This is a genomic window from Streptomyces griseorubiginosus (assembly GCF_036345115.1).
In the GTDB taxonomy this organism is placed as follows: Bacteria; Actinomycetota; Actinomycetes; order Streptomycetales; family Streptomycetaceae; genus Streptomyces; species Streptomyces griseorubiginosus_C.
This window is the reverse complement of the sequence record NZ_CP107766.1, coordinates 21,983-39,665: the sequence shown is the minus strand read 5'-3', so window position 1 is coordinate 39,665 and position 17,683 is coordinate 21,983. Positions and strand designations below refer to the sequence as shown.

General features: G+C 72.3%; 16 protein-coding genes and 1 pseudogene. 12 read left to right on the top strand and 5 right to left on the bottom strand.

Features of this window, described 5'->3' with window-relative positions:
- The first annotated feature begins 78 nt into the window (after positions 1 to 78).
- The 6 genes from OHN19_RS00180 to OHN19_RS00155 all read left to right on the top strand — a co-directional run bounded on the left by OHN19_RS00180 (position 79) and on the right by OHN19_RS00155 (position 4,575).
- Complete coding sequence (locus tag OHN19_RS00180) at positions 79 to 705, top strand: TetR/AcrR family transcriptional regulator (protein WP_330262080.1); 627 nt, start codon at positions 79 to 81, stop codon at positions 703 to 705.
- 127 nt (positions 706 to 832) lie between these two features.
- On the top strand, positions 833 to 1,183 hold the full coding sequence (locus OHN19_RS00175) for a nuclear transport factor 2 family protein (protein WP_330262079.1): 351 nt from the start codon (positions 833 to 835) through the stop codon (positions 1,181 to 1,183).
- Positions 1,180 to 1,560 carry a nuclear transport factor 2 family protein gene (locus OHN19_RS00170; RefSeq protein WP_330262078.1) on the top strand — a complete coding sequence of 127 codons (381 nt, stop codon included), beginning with the start codon at positions 1,180 to 1,182 and terminating at the stop codon, positions 1,558 to 1,560. The genes OHN19_RS00175 and OHN19_RS00170 overlap by 4 nt, the downstream gene beginning before the upstream one ends.
- 15 nt (positions 1,561 to 1,575) lie before the next feature.
- Positions 1,576 to 1,896, top strand: a complete 321-nt coding sequence (locus tag OHN19_RS00165) for an EthD family reductase (RefSeq protein ID WP_330262077.1) — start codon at positions 1,576 to 1,578, stop codon at positions 1,894 to 1,896.
- Between the two features lie 97 nt (positions 1,897 to 1,993).
- On the top strand, positions 1,994 to 3,526 hold the full coding sequence (locus OHN19_RS00160; protein WP_330262076.1) for a class I adenylate-forming enzyme family protein: 1,533 nt from the start codon (positions 1,994 to 1,996) through the stop codon (positions 3,524 to 3,526).
- Positions 3,523 to 4,575 carry an MBL fold metallo-hydrolase gene (locus OHN19_RS00155; RefSeq protein WP_330262075.1) on the top strand — a complete coding sequence of 351 codons (1,053 nt, stop codon included), beginning with the start codon at positions 3,523 to 3,525 and terminating at the stop codon, positions 4,573 to 4,575. Before OHN19_RS00160 ends, OHN19_RS00155 begins: the two co-directional genes overlap by 4 nt.
- Before the next feature lie 48 nt (positions 4,576 to 4,623).
- On the opposite strand, the gene OHN19_RS00150 is transcribed toward OHN19_RS00155, so the two are convergent.
- Both OHN19_RS00150 and OHN19_RS00145 read right to left on the bottom strand, forming a co-directional pair.
- Positions 4,624 to 5,373 (bottom strand): glucose 1-dehydrogenase, encoded by a 750-nt coding sequence (locus tag OHN19_RS00150; protein ID WP_330262074.1) that lies wholly within the window; start codon positions 5,371 to 5,373, stop codon positions 4,624 to 4,626.
- Positions 5,374 to 5,405: 32 nt separating this feature from the next.
- Positions 5,406 to 6,206: an SDR family NAD(P)-dependent oxidoreductase gene (locus tag OHN19_RS00145; RefSeq protein ID WP_330262073.1), complete on the bottom strand. Its 801-nt coding sequence runs from the start codon at positions 6,204 to 6,206 to the stop codon at positions 5,406 to 5,408.
- A 361-nt stretch (positions 6,207 to 6,567) separates the two neighbouring features.
- On the opposite strand from OHN19_RS00145, the gene OHN19_RS00140 reads away from it, so the two are divergent.
- A complete protein-coding gene (locus tag OHN19_RS00140) occupies positions 6,568 to 8,028 on the top strand; it encodes a hypothetical protein (RefSeq protein ID WP_330262072.1) in 1,461 nt (486 codons plus the stop codon).
- 98 nt (positions 8,029 to 8,126) lie between these two features.
- Entirely contained in the window at positions 8,127 to 8,879 is a 753-nt protein-coding gene (locus OHN19_RS00135; protein ID WP_330262071.1) for a hypothetical protein, read from the top strand.
- A 6-nt stretch (positions 8,880 to 8,885) separates the two neighbouring features.
- Here the strand turns inward: OHN19_RS00135 and OHN19_RS00130 are convergent, their stop codons facing one another.
- The 3 genes from OHN19_RS00130 to OHN19_RS00120 are packed head-to-tail and all read right to left on the bottom strand — an operon-like array spanning position 8,886 to position 13,175.
- On the bottom strand, positions 8,886 to 10,793 hold the full coding sequence (locus OHN19_RS00130; protein ID WP_330262070.1) for a CHAT domain-containing protein: 1,908 nt from the start codon (positions 10,791 to 10,793) through the stop codon (positions 8,886 to 8,888).
- Positions 10,790 to 11,896: a ComEC/Rec2 family competence protein gene (locus OHN19_RS00125; RefSeq protein ID WP_330262069.1), complete on the bottom strand. Its 1,107-nt coding sequence runs from the start codon at positions 11,894 to 11,896 to the stop codon at positions 10,790 to 10,792. Before OHN19_RS00125 ends, OHN19_RS00130 begins: the two co-directional genes overlap by 4 nt.
- A 10-nt stretch (positions 11,897 to 11,906) precedes the next feature.
- Positions 11,907 to 13,175, bottom strand: coding sequence for a CHAT domain-containing protein (locus OHN19_RS00120; RefSeq protein ID WP_330262068.1), 1,269 nt, complete (start codon positions 13,173 to 13,175; stop codon positions 11,907 to 11,909).
- Between the two features lie 105 nt (positions 13,176 to 13,280).
- Here OHN19_RS00120 and OHN19_RS00115 point away from each other — a divergent pair, with 105 nt between their 5' ends.
- From OHN19_RS00115 to OHN19_RS00100, 4 genes and pseudogenes are all read left to right on the top strand, one after another.
- Positions 13,281 to 15,941 carry a hypothetical protein gene (locus OHN19_RS00115; RefSeq protein WP_330262067.1) on the top strand — a complete coding sequence of 887 codons (2,661 nt, stop codon included), beginning with the start codon at positions 13,281 to 13,283 and terminating at the stop codon, positions 15,939 to 15,941.
- A 378-nt stretch (positions 15,942 to 16,319) separates the two neighbouring features.
- Positions 16,320 to 16,457, top strand: a complete 138-nt coding sequence (locus tag OHN19_RS00110; RefSeq protein WP_330262066.1) for a hypothetical protein — start codon at positions 16,320 to 16,322, stop codon at positions 16,455 to 16,457.
- A 50-nt stretch (positions 16,458 to 16,507) separates the two neighbouring features.
- The gene (locus OHN19_RS00105) at positions 16,508 to 16,756 is read left to right on the top strand and encodes a hypothetical protein (protein WP_330294107.1); all 249 of its coding nucleotides are present in this window, start codon (positions 16,508 to 16,510) and stop codon (positions 16,754 to 16,756) included.
- Between the two features lie 96 nt (positions 16,757 to 16,852).
- Positions 16,853 to 17,502, top strand: a pseudogene (locus OHN19_RS00100) (aminotransferase class I/II-fold pyridoxal phosphate-dependent enzyme); the annotation flags it as partial.
- Positions 17,503 to 17,683 lie beyond the last annotated feature (181 nt).

Genomic DNA, 17,683 nt, shown 5'->3' with positions numbered 1-17,683 from the left:
ACCCGACTTGAACTTGGGTCTACTCTCGGACGACCGTACGGTGATCGGTACCGTCCGTGGAGAAGAGGGAGACAGACCATGGCAAGGGCACGGATCGTGGATCCGGAGGAGGGGCCCAGGTCGAAGCGCGGCGCGATCCTCGTGGCCGCCGTGGAGCGGTTCGGGGAGGACGGCTACGAGAACACCAAGTGGTCGGAGGTGGCCGACCGGGTGGGCATCGGGCAGACCGCGCTGTACCACTACTTCGAGTCCAAGGCCCACTGTCTGCTCACCATCATGCGCCTGGAACTCCAGCGTTCGCACGATCAGTTCGTCGAGGCAACGGAGAACGCGACGGAACCCGTGGAGGAACTGCGGGCGGCGGTCCGGGCCGCCTTCGCGGTCACCGAGCGGGAGATCCGCCAGATGCGCATCCTGCAGGCCAACATGTCCCTGCTCGCCACCCCGCGGAAGTCCAAGCGCGAGGAGGCCGAGCGCGTCGCGGCCCGCCAGCTGGTCCAGATGGTCGAGCGGGACTGGACGAGCCTGCTGATGCGCGGCATGTCCAAGGGCGGCTTCCCGGTCCGGGACGCGCACACCCTCGGCCTCGCCGTCCTCGGGATGATCGTCAGCGTCTGGCGCTGGTACCGCCCCTCCGGCGCGATCCCGCTGTCCGAGATCAGCGAGATGATCGAGGGGTGTGTGGTGCGGATGGTCGCGGAGTAGCCCCACTCCACCAGGTCAGGCCCTGCCTCTTGTCGGCGGCAGGGCAGTGGCCTTACAGTCAAACTGAACTGAACTCAGGTTGTTTGATGTCATAGGAACTCATGGCGCCGAGGGAGAGCGATCGGCAATGGTGCTGCGCGAATACATGGCCCGAATGGACGGCCAGGACCCGGAAAAGGCCCTCGAACTCCTGGAACCCGACTTCCGGTTCCTGATCGCCCTGCCGAGCGGGCAGCGGACCGGCACGTCCCGCGAGGACTTCGCCGGCTACATCGCCGGACGGCAGGCGGTGGACCGTACGCACGAGATCGTGCGCTACTCGGTCGACGGCGACGTCGAGACGGCGTACGGCTTCGTCGTCGACCAGGGGGTGACGACGGGGGCCTTCCTCTCTGCCGTACGGGTCTCACCCGCCGGGCTGATGGCGGGCTACCAGTCGTTCTTCACCCCGGACTTCGACCTCGTGGACCGGCCGTGAGCGCCCCCGCCGCGTCCGCGGCGCCGTTCCTGACCACCTGGTTCGGGATCCTGGACAGCGCCGACGCCGACCGGATCCTCGACCTGATCAGCGACGACTTCTCCTTCTCCATCCTCTTCTCCACCGGGGGCGACACCGGCACCGACTTCCACGGCGGCCGCGCCGAGATGGAGGGCTACCTCGCCCAGCGCGAGGTGGGCACCCGCACCCACCACCTGCTCACCGGGTCCACCGTCGGCCGGGACGAGCTGTACCTCGGCGAGGTGCGCAGGGCGGGCGCACCGGAGGCGACGTTCGTGGCCTCGGCCCGGCTCGACGAGGAGGGCCGGGTACGGCGGCTGATGATCGGGCGCTCGCCCGCGGTCCTGTTCACCTGAGCCCGAGGAGAAGCGATGTACAACCTGATCCTGCTGGCCGCCCGGCCGCCCGAGTGGACCCACGAACGGTTCATCGACTGGTGGCGGGGCGAACACGCCGAGCTCACCCGGCAGCTGCCGGGGCTGAGGGCCTGGCGGCACACCGATGTCGACGGGGCCCTCGAACCGCGCTCGGAGGGCTGGGACGGCGTCTCCGTCCTGAGCTTCGACACCCCTGAGGACCTGCGCAAGGCGCTGAAGAGCCCGGAATGGGCGGCGGCCGTCGCCCAGGTCGGCGACATGCGGGGACGCCGGATCGCCGTCATGGGCGGCGAGGCGGAGATGTACGCGGGCTGAGCACACCAGGGTGTCGGGCCGGGCTCGGCCCCTCACTTGGAGGCCCCCTCGGCCGGGCCCCACTCGAAGGCCCCTTCGCAACGAGGCGAGGAAGCGGATGCGACAGACAGTGCGGGAGTTCTACGACCGCTGCGAACAAGCCGACTTCACGGCTGTGGTCGACGACCACGGACAGCACGGGGCCCGCGAACTCCTGCGGCGCGCAGCCGAGTTGGCGGACACGATGACAGCGGACGGCACACCGGGCGGCACCGTGCTGCTCCAGGCCGACAACTCCTGGCGCACCGTGGCCGCGACCTTGGCCGTGGGACTGACCGGTGGCGTGCTGGCCCTGGTCAACCGGCACACGACCGCCGCCGAGTTCGCCGCTGCCATGGAGGACATCCGACCGGACGTCCTGATCGCCGAACCCTCCGCGATCGAGGAATGGGACGGCGCCGCGGCCCTGCCGGACGCGCTGACGGGCGATGCCCTGGACGGCTGGACCCTCCGCGTCGGCCGCGGTCCGCGCGATGTCTCCCGCTGGAACGGCGGCACCCTCATCGGCCTCACTTCCGGCTCCACCGGACGGCCCAAGGGGGTCGTGCAGTCCGAGAGCGCCCTGCGCTACGCGTGCTCCTGCACGATCGATGTCAACGGCCTGCGCCAGGGGGACGCGGTGGCCGCCGTCGTCCCGCTCTCCTCGACCGCCGCGTTCTGCTTCGGGGTCTGCCTCTCCCTCATGCTGGGCGGACCGCTCGTCCTGTCCGGCCGCTGGGACCGCGAGGAGGCGCTCTCGCGGATGGCCGCGCACGACGTCCGGTGGACCATGTGCGTGCCGACCATGGCCCTGCAGATGGGTTCCGCGGCGGCCGGGTCGAGGGTCCTCGACGGGGTCCGCTCGATCACCGTCGGCGGCGGCCCCATGGACCGCGGTGCCCTCGCCCGCGCCGAACGCTCCCTGGGGACGAGGATCCTGCGCGTCTTCGGCATGTCCGAGTGCCTCGGACACACCTCGCCCCGGCGGGAAGACACCGAGGAGATCAGGCTCGGCCGTGACGGGCGCCCCTTCCCGGGCACCGACCTGCGGGCCGTGGCCGCCGACGGAACCGTGCTGGAGCCCGGAGTGACCGGCCGTGCCCAGGTCCGCGGTCCCTCCCTCTTCCTCGGCTACGCCCGCGACGGCAAGGTCGAGCCGCCGGCGCTCACTCCCGACGGCTTCTTCCCCACCGGTGACCTGCTGGTGACCGGCGAGGACGGCACGGTCACCGTCATGGGCCGGGAGAAGGACGTCATCATCCGCGGTGGCCGCAACCTCGACATCACCGAGATCGAGCGCGCCGTCGCCGCCCATCCGGCGGTGGCCCGCGCCTGTGTGACCCCCGTCCCGGATCCGCTCCTCGGTGAACGGGCCGCGGTGCTCGTCGTGGTCGAGGACGGCACCGGCGAACTCGGCCTCGACGAGATCACCGCGCACCTCGCCCGCACCGGCCTGTCCAAGGCCAAGTGGCCCGAGTTCGCCTTCACCGTCGGTGAGCTGCCCCAGACCACCGTGGGCAAGCTCGACCGCTCCGGAGCCCGCAGGCTCGCCCACGACCTGCACGCGCGGCTCGCCGCACACCCCGAACAGCACCGGCAAGGAGATGCATGACCACCCCCACGACCCGCACCCCCCGTTTCGACCGCGGCCGTTGGGCGCAGCCCGGACCCGAGACCGTAGGGCCCGGTGTCCACCGCATCCCGCTCCCGCTCCCGGACGACGGACTGCGGGCCGTCAACGTCTACGTGCTGGAGGGGCTGACGGAAGGCCTGGTGCTGATCGACGGAGGCTGGTCGATTCCCGAGTCCCGCAAGGCACTTGAGGACGCCCTCGCCGAACTCGGCCACGACCTGGGCGATATCGGCCACATCCTCGTCACCCACATCCACCGCGACCACTACACCCAGGCCGTGGAACTGCGCAGGCTGCTGGGCTCCCGGGTCTACCTGGGCGCGGGCGAGCGGCGCGGCCTGGAGCTCCTCGGCGAGCTGCGCACGGACGAACCGGTCGGCTCGCTGGAGACCCTGCGCCGGGCCGGGGCCCACGAACTCGCCGAGCGGGTCGGCGCGATGTACGCCGGCGACTTCGACCCCGGCGTCTGGCAGGCGCCGGACCGCTGGCTCCAGGCCGAGGAACTGCGCTTCGGGGACGCGCGGTTGACGGTGATCCCGACCCCGGGTCACACCCAGGGACACGTCGTCTACCTCGATCAGGCCCGGGGACTGCTGTTCTCCGGGGACCACGTCCTGCCGCACATCACGCCGTCCATCGGCTTCGAACTCGGCGCCCCCACCCTGCCGTTGGGCGACTACCTGGACTCACTGCAGCTGATGACCACCCTCGCCGACGCCCGGCTGCTGCCCGCGCACGGCCCGGTCGGCGACAGCGTGCACGCACGGGTCGGCGAACTCCTCACCCACCACGACGACCGCCTCGCCGACACGCTGGCCGCCCTCGCCGACCGTACGCGCACCGCGTACGAAGTAGCGGCCGAGCTGGGCTGGACCCGGCGCAAGGTGCCCTTCACGGACCTCGGCCCCTTCGACCAGATGCTCGCCGTCAACGAGACGGCGGCCCATCTGGACGTCCTGGTGGCCCGAGGACGGGCGCGGTGCGTGCGGGCTGAGGGCGTCAACCGGTATACGGCCAAGGCTGGTTGAGAGGGCGTGCACCGGCCCGCTCCGGCCGGTGCGCGGTCCTCTCAGCCTTCAACGTGCCGTCCAGCCCCCGTCGACGTACAGTTCGGACCCGGTCATGAAGCTCGCGTCGTCGGAGGCGAGGAAGGCCACGGCGGCCGCCACCTCCTCGGGAGTGCCGAGCCGGCCCAGCGGGGTCCCCTCGACCATCGCGTCCAACCGCGGTGTCCCGCGCCACAGTTCACGCGACCGGGGCGTCTCGATGAACCCGGGGTGCAGGGAGTTCACCCGGACCCCGCGCTTCGCCCAGTGCAGGGCGGCGTTCTTGGTCATCAGGCGTACGGCGCCCTTGGCCGCGTGGTAGGAGAACTGGGCGCCGAAGCCGCCGACCGTGCCGAAGATCGAGGCGACGTTGACGATCGAGCCGCCACCGGAGCGCTCGATGGAGGGGCCGCCGTACTTCATGCCGAGCCAGACACCGGTCTGGGTCACCCCGAGGACCCGCTCCCAGGAGTCCATGGTCTCTGTCTCGACCGTCTTCATCGTGGCGATGCCGGCGTTGTTGACCAGCACCGACAGCTCGCCCAGCGCGGCGGTTGCGGTGGCGACGACCTCGCGCCAGGCGGACTCGTCCGACACGTCCAGGGCCAGCCCCAGAGCACCGCCCCCGACCTCCTCGGCGAGTTTCTCGCAGCGATCGGCGTCCAGGTCGGTCACCACGACCGCCGCGCCCTCGGCCGCGAGCCGCCGCACGACGGCGTCGCCGATACCTCCCGTCGCGCCCGTCACCAGCGCCGTCTTCCCGGCGAGCCTCGTGTGCATGGGATCCCCTGGCTTCTCGAAGGTGCTGGTTCTCAGTCCCGTACGCCGAGCCAGGCAAGTGCCCCGCCGTCGATCACGTACGACGATCCGGTGATGAACGCGGCGTCGTCGGAGGCCAGGAAGCACGCCAGCTTGGCGACCTCCTCGGGGCGTCCGAGCCGCTCGACCAACTGCGGTGCGGTCAACTCGCGTTCCATGGCCGCAGGGTCCCCGGCCGCCTCGACGTAGGCCCGGGCCAGCGGCGTTTCGATGACACCGGGGCAGAAGCAGTTGCAGCGCACCGGGGCGAGATCCACGGCCGTGACCTTGGTCAGATGGATGACGCCGGCCTTCGTGACGCCGTACGCGGGGGCGTTGGGGAAGCCGGTCAGACCGGAGACGGAGGCCGTGTTGACGATGGCGGGCCCGCGCCGCGAGCGACGCAGATGAGGTGCGGCGAACTTGGTCGTCAGCCACACCGCCTTGAGGTTGACCTCGTAGACCGCGTCCCAGACCTCCTCGGCGAGGGTGTCCACACCACGGTCCGGGTCGGCCGTGAACGCGGTCTCGATCACCCCGGCGTTGTTGACCAGCACGTCGAGTCCCTCGAAGCGCCGGACGGTATGGGAGACCATGTCGGCGATGCTGTCCCGCACGCGCAGATCGCAGACGATCACCTCGGCCCGCGCCCCGGCGTCCCGCACCAGCTCCGCGGTCCTGCCGGCCGTCTCCTCGTCGCGGTCGGCGACGCCTACCGCGGACGCGCCCTGCCGGGCCATCTCCACGGCGATCGCTCGTCCGATGCCCTGTCCGGCGCCGGTGACCAGCGCGGTCCTGCCGTCCAAGGAAGCCACTTGTCCGCCCTTCCCGAGCTGTTTGCCCGCCCCGCCCTCGTCTCATGAACTGAACTAGCTTCAGCTTGTCTGAGTTTACGGTGGGCTGATCGGGGGCGACAAGGCTCTGGCTGACTGAAGCTGATTCCGGCCGGTCGACGACGGTTCCGAGGCGGTGAGCGAGGTCGCCGACCGCGCCGGCGTCACCTTCGTCGGCCGCCTGGGCCTCACCGCCCTCCTCGCCCCACGGGCCGGCCGCCGCGTGTTGAGCACTGCGCGGGCCCGGACGCCCCTCGCGCCGGCCCTGCGCGACTTCCTTCGGCCGCCCGTCACCATGCGTGGTCGCGCGGTAACATCGTGGCGCGCCATGAGGGGGAGGGCCATGACACCGCAGGGTCCGGGTGGGTCCGACGTAGGGGCTCCGGAGGAAGCGGAGCACGAGCTGCGGCAGGCCGAGGCCCGAGGCGTCAGCGGCGCCGGGCTCGCGGACCTCCTCGACCGGTCCGCCGCCGCGCACCGGCGCCGCTTCTGGAACTCCGGCGACATCCGGGACCTGCACCGGGCGGTGAACCATTATCGGCGGGCCGTACACGCAGACCGCGCCCGACGGGCCGTATGGTCCAACGAGTTGGCCGTCACCCTGACCGATCTGTACGACGTCACCGGCACTCACGACGACCTCGCCGCGGCGCGGCGGGCGGCCGAGGAGGCGACGGCCGCCGCTGAGGAGGGCTCACCGCAGTGGGCGAGGTGCGCGGCGACGCTCGTGCTGTGTCTATGGGACCTGTATGACGCCACCGGTTCACTCACCGACCTCGACACGGCGATCGACCTCGGCGGCCGGGCCTCGGCCGCGCTGCCCCGCACGGACCGCGCGTGGGCGCGGGTGCGCAGCAACGTCGGAATGCTCCGGATGGACCGTTACGAACGGCTCGGCGCCGCCGATGACCTGCATGGGGCGGTACGGCTCGCCGGGGAGGCCGTCGAGGGGGCGCACGCGGACGACCCGGAGCTGGGCGGCTGGCTGAACAACCTCGGCAACGCGCTGCTGACCCGTCACGGCACCCAGTTCCCCGACGGTGCCGCGCCCTGCCCCGGCGAGCGGATCGACCTCACCGACCTGGACGCGGCGATCGCGGCGTATCGCAGGGCCATCGAGGTCTCCGAGTGGAAAGTCGCGGGGCGGGCCACCTTCCTGTCCAACCTGGGCAACGCGTTGACCGACCGCGTGGAGGCGTTGCGGCTGGGCGAGTCGCCCGGAAGCGGTGAACCCGAGCTGCGCGAGGCGGTGCGGGTGCTCACGGAGGCCGTCGGCCTCACCCCTTTGACGGCCCCGTACCGGGCGAGCAGGCTGAACGTTCTCGGTGAGGCCCTGCGGGCGCTGTCGGAGCAGACCGGCTCGGCCGACGACGTCGACGCGGCGCGCACCGCGCTTCGGCAGGCATGCGCGAGCGGCCTGGCCGTCGCCCCGGAGATGACCGTGGACGCGGCGCACAACTGGATCCGGTGGGCGGTGCGGCGTTCGGCCTGGGACGAGGTGGGCGAGGCCGACGGTCATCTGCTGCGGGCCGCTGAGGCCCTGCACCGGGCACAGTCGCTGCGCCGCCACCGGGAGGCGTGGCTGCTCGCCTCCCGCGGGCTCGCGCAGGAGGGCGCCTTCGCACTGGCCAGACAGGGCAGACCGGAGGCCGCGGCGGTCCGTCTCGAACGTGGGCGCGCGGTGCTGCTGAGCGAGGAACTCGGTCTGGTCCCGGCCCTGTTGAACCGCCTGCCCGCATCCCTGCGGGACCGGTACTCCGACGCCGTCCGCGGGGTCCGCGAGGCGTTGCGGAACGCGGGCTGAGCGCCCGGCACCACTGGACGGCGGATACGGCGACGACGGCCCGGGTATTGCTCACTAGGGCCCGTGGGGGCGGGCCACGATGAAGGGGGTGGTCCGTCGTGGAACAGGGTCTGATCGCCCGCATGTTCAGTCCGTACACGTGGCGGGCGAGGATCCGCCCGGTGCTGATCGCGGCGCTACCGCCGGCCCTGCCGGTGGTGGTGCTGGTGCCGGACTGGTCGGCCGCACGCCGGGTGTGGGCGCTCGCGGTGGTGTGCGGACTACCGCTGCTGCTGGGGCAGTTCAGCCGGTCCCGTGGGCGACGGCTGGAGGCGGCTCTGTTTGAGCAGTGGGGCGGCAAGCCATCGGTGCAGTTGCTGCGGTGGCGGGGTCCGACGGGGACCACGCACCTGGCGTATCTGCACGCCCGTATCGAGCAGATCGCGGGACCGCCGCTGCGGCTGCCGTCGGCCGCGGAGGAGCGGTCGGACCCGGAGGGCGCCGACGCCGTCTACGAGGTGGCGGGCTCGGTGCTGCGGACCCGGGCGCGGGTGCTGCCGGGCAGCGAGCTGGTGGCGGAGGAGAACCGCGAGTACGGCTTCTGCCGCAACGCGTTGGGGCTGCGGCCGCTGGCCCTGGGCGCGGGGGCCGTCGGTCTGCTCGGGGCGGTGCTGTACGCGGTGGTGGGCTGGCCGCCGGCCGGTTCCGCGAAGGCCGTGGTGTCGGTGCCGTTGGTGCTCGCGGACCTGGGGCTGCTGCTGTTCTGGCTCCTGACGGTGCGGCCCGCCTGGGTGGAGGAGGCGGCGTGGACGTACGCCCGCCGCCTCATCGAGACGGCGGGCCTGCCCGATTCGGAGTCCCGGCCGTCATAGCCGCCGTCAGGCGGTGGCGAGTGCGGGGTGCAGGACCGTGTCGCCGTTGCAGTACAGGGCGTAGAGCAGGCCGAGCGGATTGCGGCGATCGACGGCGAAGTGCTCCCGGGTGGCACGGACCGCCTCGCCCATCGGCTCGCCGGCCAGGAACCGGTCGAAGAACGCGGTTGCCCAGGCTGCGGCGAACGGTGCGGGTGTGTCCGCCTCGGTGCCGAGCACGCCCCGGGAACGTTCGAGGAAATAGGTGAGGAAGCTCGTCGTGGACGACCACGAGGTGAAGGCGGTACCGCACGCGTTCAGCACGACGACGGGCAGTCCGGGCAGCGCACCACCGTAGTCATGGAGGGTGCGCAGAGGGATGCCACCGTGGGCGTCCTCCACGGCGAGCCTTGCGGAGGCCGGTCCGCCGTCCTCGGGGTCGTGGGCGACGGCATGGCAGTAGAGGTAAAGGATGTCGGCAGGGTCTCCGTCACCGCACAGGGCCTTCAGGACGGTGTCCTGCTTGTCGTGGACGGTGAGGCGGGCCAGCCCCCGGTCCAGGTAGCCGCGCCAGTAGGTCTCCTGTCCTCGCACCAGATCCCGGTCGCCGTCCCGGTCGATGCTCCGGTTGAGGCCGAGCGTGACGCCGAGGCCCGGCCGGGTGTCGATGGCCACCTCCGTGACGCCGCCAGCAGCGTCGGCGCAGAGGGGGATGCAGTCAACCTGATGGCGCAGTCCCAGGATGTGCCGGAAGTCAGCGTCGCGTATGTCCTCGACGGGGCACATGAGATGCCAGGGCAGCAAGGGCTGCTCCGTGATGAACTGCACGCTGCGCGGTGCGGACTCGGCGAAGTAGCCCTGGATCTTCCGCCCCACGGCCTGCAGTTGGGCATCCGCACGGTCGAAGAACAGCGCGCGGAACATGCGGCAGCCGGCCTCGGCGAGCAGCGTGGTGTACCTCTCGTAGGCTTCCGGCGACAGTTCGAGCTCCGTCACCGTGTCACCTTCGGCGAGCGGCCCCCACTCGGTGGCCAGCGTGCGCAGGGGTTCGCGGGCGTCGCGGGCCACGGCGTCGAGGTCGACGTCCTTCTTGCGCACGTGTGCCCGGTACGCGTGGCCGATGCCGCCGGACACGACGATTTCGTAGCTGTGACCGTCGGCGGCCGGCCACAGCTGCACGGACAGCCCGCGGTCCCGTTCCCTGCCCACCGCGCCCCGGGTCAGGCCGCGGGCACTCGTGCGCAGCGCCAACTCGCCCGCGTTGACGAGCATCGAGTGCACATAGGTGTTGCCGTGCAAGAACACCGCGTGGATCTGGGGAGTGCCGGCTCTGAGCGGTGTGACCTGGAAGCGGGCCCGGTCGGGCGAGGGTCCCTCGCGGGGCACGGTGAGCGTGTCGGAGAGGGGCTCCACCACTGCGTCGGCGCTGTAGACCCTTACGGTCAGGGACACGGGCCAGGCGTCTGGCTCGTCCAGGTGCCCGAGCGGCGCCGCGACGGCCGTGTCCCGCGGGGTGTCGGCGAGGTCGAAGGCCAGCACCCACGCACCCGGCGAAAGCGGGTCGCCAGGCTCGGCCACTGCGTTGATCCAGCGGCCGGACGGACCGGGCGGGTCGTCCGCCGGCAGGACGCCCGCCCGCAGGGCGAGTCGCCGGGCAGGGCGGCTGATGGCCCCCTCCTCCGCGTCCGCCGCCCGGTCGGTGGGGATCGTCTTGCCGATCAGGGCCGGGGCGAGCCGCTTCCTGACCTCGGCGTGGCCCAACAGCAGCCGCAGCAGGGCCAGGGCGCGGCGCTCGTACTCCGCCGGCTGTGCCGTCGCCAGTTCCTCCACGGCGGTCAAGAGGCGGGGTCGCAGTTCGGGCCAGTCCTCGCCCACCAGGACCGGCAACTCGTACCAGAGGTCGATGAGTTCGACGAGAGCGGGATCGGGGTTCACTGTGCCCTCTCCGGATCGGTGTGCGTGCGGGTCACCCGGCCGGGTGTCACCGTCAGGTCGGCGCCCGGTCGGTCCTCGGGCGGGTGGACGGCCCGGAAGCCCCGCTCGGCAGCGAGTCCGGGGCAGGCGTACTCGATGGTGCTGGACGAGAGGTAGTTGAACCACAGCACGGGGTCCTGGTACCGCCGCGCGAGCCGGGCGACTGTTCGCCGGTCGGGGTGGCCGAAACGGGCGCCACTGGTGGAGAACAGCCAGTGGCGGCAGTCCAGTCGGGCGAGGAGTTCCGGGCTGAGATTGCGGCTGCTGCCGTGATGCGGCACCTTGCACAGGTCCACCCGATACGGCCGTCCCCACGGGGTGTCGTCCAGGCGGCGCAGACCGTCGCAGAGGGTCTCGGCGTGCGCGTCGGCGCCGAACAGCACACGGGCACCGTCGTACTCGGCGAGGAAGGCGATGCTCGACTGGTTAGGCACGGACTCGTCGCGGGCGTAGGGGCGCAGCGCCAGTTCCTCCCAGGCCACACCGATGTCGCCGCCGCGCAGGACGTCCGGGGGCGCGGGGGCCTCGGGGGCGAGCCGTTCGCGTTCGGTTTCCTCCACCCAGCGCGTCCAGTCCCGGCTCAGGTCCAGCAGGGCGCCCCGCTGCGGGGACAGCAAGGTCAGCCGCAGCCCTTGGATGTCGAATTCGGGCAGCGCCCCGCCGACCGGGACAGCGACGGCGCGTCCGTTGAAGCGCGTGTTCCAGGGCTGGTCCACCAACAGCCGGGAGAAGGTGTCGGCCTGGGCGTGGCTGAGGACGTCGCCGAGGATCTGCCGGTCGCCGTTGAACCACACCTCGTCCGCGGTGAAGCCCTCTGGCGGATCGCGGAACAGGGGTATCAGGCCGCCGATGTGGTCGGCGTCGAGATGGGTGCACACCACGAGGTCGAAGGTGCGCTCGGCGGTCGGCTGTCTGCGGAACCGGGCGGCGAGGCCCTCGGGCAGCCGGCCTTCGCGGCCCCCGCGGCCGCCGTCGACGAGCATGCGGCGGGTGCGTCCTTCGTGCGTCCACTCCACCCAGAGGCAGTCGCCCTCATGGGCCGGCAGTGCTTCGACTCTGATCACGTGCGGCCCGTCACGCCCCGAAGTGGCCGAAGCCGGCCCAGGAGTGGAGGTCGGCGAAGGAACGCTCGTCGCTTTCCTGGAACTCCAGTGCCAGGAGGAGTCCTTCGGTGCTCTCGTCGTCCGGCAGCCAGGGTTCGCCGGCGGCGAGGGCCTGCTGCAGGAGGGCGAACCGTTCGCCGTTGGGGACGTCGCGCAGCCAGACCTGGGCGTCGCGCAGCGCCGTGGCCGGGTGATCGTCCTCGGCGCGCCAGCGCCGGTAGAAGTCGGTCATGAGGAGCGCGGCCTGCACGTCGGGCAACGACCACATGGCCGCGACGACACCGGCGACGCCCGCCTGGAGCAGTCCGGCGGGCAGCGACACCACCTCGTCCGGCATGACGGTACCCGGCAGATACGACTCGCAGGCGGACAGGACGGCCAGGCGGAGCGTCAGCCGCAACCCCAGCAGGTCGCGCAGCCGCAGTTCGTCCGAGCCGGCCAGCAGCAGGCTGCTGTCCAGCGGGGTGAGCAGATCGGCCTGCCCGTGACAGGCGAAGTGCGCGGCGTCGGCGTCGGCGAGGGCGTCGCGGGCCGCGGCGGCGTGGGCAGCCGGGCCGCGCAGCACGGTCGTACAGGCCGGGAAACCGGCCGCCGCCGCGCGGGCCTCCTGCTCGGCCGAGCCCAGGGGTGGCCGCCCGGCCGGGTCCACGACGACTGCCAGCCGCTCGACGCGGCCCCTGGCCCGTGCGCGGGCAGAAGTGAGGGAGCGGGCGTTGGGCACATAACTGATGACGAGGTCGTCGAGGGCGTAGCGGCGTCCGGTGGGTGCGGCCGGATCCTCGGTCCAAGCCGCGTGCAGGGGCAGCAGTCCGAGCAGGCCGCCGGCCACCAGGACAGCCCGGTCGGAGGCGCGCAGGGTGTCGCAGACCGGGCCCATGAGGTCGTCCCAAAGCCACTTCGTGGTCGTTTCCAGGGACTTCTCCCACTGCGTGAGGCGTCCGGTGCGGTCGGCCGCGTACGCCTTGTGGGCGTCGTCGTGGGCGCGCGCCCGGGTGCGCACGGCTTCGGCGGTCAGGTCGGGCAGGTCCACGTGGCGTACGTCGTGGTCGTGCACGACGAGGGCGACTCCGCCGCGTTCGGCCGCCGAGAGGTACACGAGCGGCTGGTCCTCGGCGGCGCGGTGGACGTCCTCCTCGGTCGGTTCGGGCAGGAAGTCCTCGAACCCGTCAAGCTGCCGGATCTCCTCCACCACGGCGTCGAGTTCGCGCCTGGCCGCGCGGATCTCCTCGAAGCGGTCCACCCCATCACCCCCAGCGCTGTCGGCTCCTTCGCCGATCCGGTGGAACTCAGCGTAGATGAACGTTCACACTGGGGAGGCAAGTCGACCGTCCGAGAGGGAGTGCCCGTGACCGACGACCGGGCCGAGGCGGCGTACCGGGCACGTGATCGGTACGAGAAGACGGGTGATCCGGAGGCAGCCCGCAAGGCCGTGGAACTGCTGCGTGCACTGGCGCGGGAGAAGCATGTCGCCGCGTATCTCGACGAGTTGGGCGGCGCACTGCTCGATCTCTTCGAAGCGGAGGGCGAGTTCGCGGTGCTGGCCGAGGCGCGGGAGGCGCACGAGGAGCATGTGCGGCTCGCCCGGGACGCCGACTCGCTCAACAACCTGGGCAACTGCCTGCGCGTTTGCTACGACGAGACGGGGGATGAGGAGCTGCTGGAGCGGGCGCGGGAGGTGCTGGAGGAGGCCGCAGAGTTGTCTCCGGGGGACGCCACGGTCCTGGACAACCTGGGTCTCGTCCTGACGAGTCTGTATGACGCTGAGGGCAGACCCGCGCTACTCGACCGCGCCCTGGAACTGCACTCCCGTGCCGTGCTGCTCGGCGCCGCCGAGGATCCCCACCATCTGCTGCATGTGACGAACCTGGCCTCCGCCCACATGTACCGCTACGACCGTGCCGGCGACCCGGCCGATCTCCGCGCCTGGGCCGAGGGCTGCGCACGGGCAGTGGCGCTCACGCCCGCCGATTCACCGAACCTGCCGCTGCGACAGGCCAATTTGGCCCTTGCCCTGCTGGAACGCCACGCCCGCCACGGCTCCCGCTCGGATTTGGCTGACGCCGTACACGCCGCCCGGCGGGCCCTCGACACGAGTCCCGCCGGTGCCGCCGACCGGCCCCGGCAAGCCGGTGTCCTCGCGAACGCGCTGATCCGGCGATACCACGAGGAGGGCGACCCGGACGACATGGACGAGGCGACCGCGTTGCTGCGTGACGCCGTCGCGGAACGGTCCCAGGGCGCCTCCGGTGCGCCGCATCTCTGGAACAACCTCGCCCGCACCCTTCTGGAGCGCTACGAACGCGACGCGGACCCAGCCGACTTGGAGGAGGCCGTCGAGGCGGCCGAGCACGCGGTGGACCTGCTCGACGGGCCCGAACCGCTGCTGCCGCTCTGTCTGGACACGCTCGGCACGGCGTTCACCACGCGCTATCTGCACCACGGCGACAAGGAGGACCTGGAGCGAGCCGTGGCCTGTCTGGAGAGCTGCGCCGAGCTGACCGACGAGGCGGCCCCGGCTCTGCCCGGCAGACTGACCGCTCTCGCGATCACGCTCGCGTACCGCTATGAGCACACCTGGGAGATCGCCGATCTCGACCGTTCCGTCGGTCTGTTCGACACGGTCGCCGAGCTGCGTCCCGAGCGCCCCACCCCCGCGGACCTCAACAACCGTGCGCGCGGCAGGATCCGACGCCACCACCGCACCGGGGACCCCGAGGACCTGGCGTTCGCCCTGGAGCAGCTGGAAGCGCTGGTGGCGGCCACGCCTGAGCGGGCCCCCGGCCTCCCGCTGTATCTGGAGAACCTGGCCGAGGCCCTGCGGCTGCGGCACGAGGCCACCGGGGCGGCCGACGACCTGGAGCGGGCCGTGGCGGCGCGGCGCCGGGCCCTGCGGCTGCTGCCGCCGCGCGCCTCCCTACGGCCGGACACGCTGGGCGGCCTGGGCAACGCGCTGCTCGACCGGTTCGGCGCGACGGGCTCGGTCGTGGACCTCGATGAGGCGGTCGCCCTGCACCGCGAAGCACTCATGGCGCTTCCCCCGGACGCGCCGGGCCGCGCCGGCGCTCTCAACGACCTGGCGAACGCCGTACGGGAGCGTTATCAGCACCTCGACGCCCCGCACGACCTGGACGAGGCGATCTTCCTGCTGAACACGGCGGTCACCCTGGCCGGCCGCACGACCCCCGACCGGCCGGTGTTCCTCGACAACCTCGGCAACGCCCTTATGGACCGCTACGAACGCGACGCCGACCCGGACGACCTCGACACGGGTCTCGCCGCCCATGCCGAGGCCCTGGACCTGCTGCCTGCATCGGCGCCGGAACGCGGCCGGATCGCTGCCAACACCGGGGGCGCGTTGTGGCGCCGCTGGCGACTGAGCGGCAGGCGGGAGGACCTGGACGAGGCGATCTCCCTGCTGCGGGAGGCGGTCGACGCGACGCCCCCGACGTCCCCGAACCGTCCGCTGCGGCTGAACAACCTGGGCTGCTTCCTGCGCGACCTGCACGGCCTCACCGGGACGGAGGAAGACCGGCGGGCTGCCGTGGCGGCGCTGGAGGAGGCGTGCCGGTCGGGGGCGGAGCGCGGGCCGCGCTGGGCCCTGGAGGCGGCGCGCAACTGGGGAAGCTGGGCCACTGCGCACGGGGCTTGGCCGGAGGCGGCCGACGCCTACCGGCTCGGTCTCGACGCCCTGCGCACGGCGTACCGTGGCCAGGGGATGCGCCCGCACCGGGAGAGCTGGCTGAGGATCGCCGACCGGCTGCCCGCGGACGCGGCCGAGGCGTATCTGCGCGCTGGTGACGTCCCGAGTGCCGTACGAGCCCTGGAGGCGGGCCGGGCGGTGCTGCTCAGCGAGGCGCTGCTGACCGGGGACACCGCGCTCGAACGGCTGGCGGCCGCAGGGCACCGTGCGGTGGCCGACCGCTACCGCTGCCTCGTGGACCGGCTCGCCTGGCTGGAGAACCCGCACGACGACACCCGGTCGCACACGGCCGGACGCCTGCGGTGAGCCGGACGCCCACGACGGGTCGGCTGGACGCGGTGGGCCGGACTGCCGATGCCGTGCGGCGGCTTCGGGACTGGCGTCTGGAGCGGCTGGTGGACCGCTTCCTGTCTTGCGCGGACTCGGCGGGCGCCGAGCGGCTGGTGGCCACGCGGCCGCGACTGACCGGGGACGGGGCCCTGGCCCTGCTCGCCTCCTGGGAGGAGGCACGGTCCGACGCCGGTCACACCACCGCGGACACCTACGAGTATCACCGCATGCTCCTTGAGCGGTGCCGGGGCGAGGGGCCTGCCCGGGTGTCCGGTGAACTGACGGCGGTCTCCCAGTCTGTGTGCATCACGCGGGTGTGGTGGATGGCCGTGGTGGCCGTGCCTGTGGCTCTGGGTGGCGGCCTGGAGGCTGGCCACCCTGCTGGACGACGCCCTCGCGCCCGGGGTGCGGGCGGCGTATCTCGTCGAGGGCGTGGTCGATCCTGAGGCATTCGCCCACGGACTGGGCAGGGCGTTGGCGTGGCTGGGGTGAAGGTGCGCGGGCAGGCGTGGGTCACCGCGTTCCACATGTCCGGGGGGCGAGTGAGAGCGCTGCGTAGCGGCCGGGGCGAGATCGACTGCGAGGCCGTGGTCAGCGCCGCCGGGATGGGCTCTCCGGCTCTGCTCGGCCTCCTGGGCCGGCCGCTGCCGCTCCAGGCGGGCAAGGGCTACAGCTTCTCGGTAGGTCTGGAACCCGGCGTCGCGCCACACCCTCTATTTCGGCGAGCGCCGGGCCGTGGCCTCGCCCATCGGCGCCAGCAGCCGTTCCGGTTCGACCGGGTGTGCGGATAGGACCGCCTCACGTCGTGCCTGTGACGTGGTCAGGCGTGGGTGCCAGGGCCGGGGTGAGCGCCTCGATGTCGCCTCGGAGTGGCGGCTGTTGTCGCGGTGGTCGTCGGCAACCCGGCCTATCCCACGTCGGCCCTGCACACCCGGCCGCCGTGATCGCCGAACTGGCGTGTCCTGGGCGGACGTTGGTGGTGGACGAAGCCTTCCTTGACGCTGTGCCGGGCGAGCGCGAGGCGCTGGCCGGGCGCACGGACGTGCCCGGTCTGGTCGTCCTGCGCAGCCTGACGAAGACCTGGGGGCTGGCCGGTCTGAGGATCGGTTACGTCCTGGCCGCCCCGGAGACGATCGCGGACCTGGAGCGGGCCCAGCCGCTGTGGCCGGTCTCCACCCCGGCCCTCGCCGCGGCCGTGGCCTGCATGGAGCCGCGGGCCCTGGCGGAGGCCGCCCACGCCGCCCAGGCGGCCCACCGCGTCGCCACCGACCGGGCCCATCTCGTCGCCGGGCTGCGGGAGTTCGCCCCGGACGGGCTCCGGGTGACCGAGCCCGCGGAGGGTCCCTTCGTCCTCGTACGACTGCCCCGGGCGGCGGCCGTACGACGGCATCTGCGCGACCTCGGTTTCGCGGTGCGGCGCGGGGACACGTTCCCGGGGCTGGGCGAGGAGTGGCTGCGGCTCGCGGTGCGGGACCGGGCGGCGGTGAACCGGTTCCTTCAGGCGCTGGACACGGCGGTGACCTTGGCGAGGGGTTGATGACCGGGGCTTTCCGGAAGCGAAGTCGACCTTGGTGGTTGCTTGGGGCGACCTTGGTTGTCCGTCGGGGATCCGGGGGCGAGGCTGTAGAGGTCACGTGATCATGTGCGGGGGCGGGTCACGCGTGGCTTCCGGAGGCCTGGGGCCCGCCATCGCTGTGCGGAAATGACCTGTTTCTCCA

Excerpts from the sequence above, each read along its gene's own strand:
- OHN19_RS00180 (WP_330262080.1), top strand. The coding sequence starts at position 79 with ATGGCAAGGGCACGGATCGTGGATCCGGAGGAGGGGCCCAGGTCGAAG.
- OHN19_RS00175 (WP_330262079.1), top strand. The coding sequence starts at position 833 with ATGGTGCTGCGCGAATACATGGCCCGAATGGACGGCCAGGACCCGGAA.
- OHN19_RS00165 (WP_330262077.1), top strand. The coding sequence starts at position 1,576 with ATGTACAACCTGATCCTGCTGGCCGCCCGGCCGCCCGAGTGGACCCAC.
- OHN19_RS00160 (WP_330262076.1), top strand. The coding sequence starts at position 1,994 with ATGCGACAGACAGTGCGGGAGTTCTACGACCGCTGCGAACAAGCCGAC.
- OHN19_RS00155 (WP_330262075.1), top strand. The coding sequence starts at position 3,523 with ATGACCACCCCCACGACCCGCACCCCCCGTTTCGACCGCGGCCGTTGG.
- OHN19_RS00150 (WP_330262074.1), bottom strand. The coding sequence starts at position 5,373 with ATGCACACGAGGCTCGCCGGGAAGACGGCGCTGGTGACGGGCGCGACG.
- OHN19_RS00140 (WP_330262072.1), top strand. The coding sequence starts at position 6,568 with ATGACACCGCAGGGTCCGGGTGGGTCCGACGTAGGGGCTCCGGAGGAA.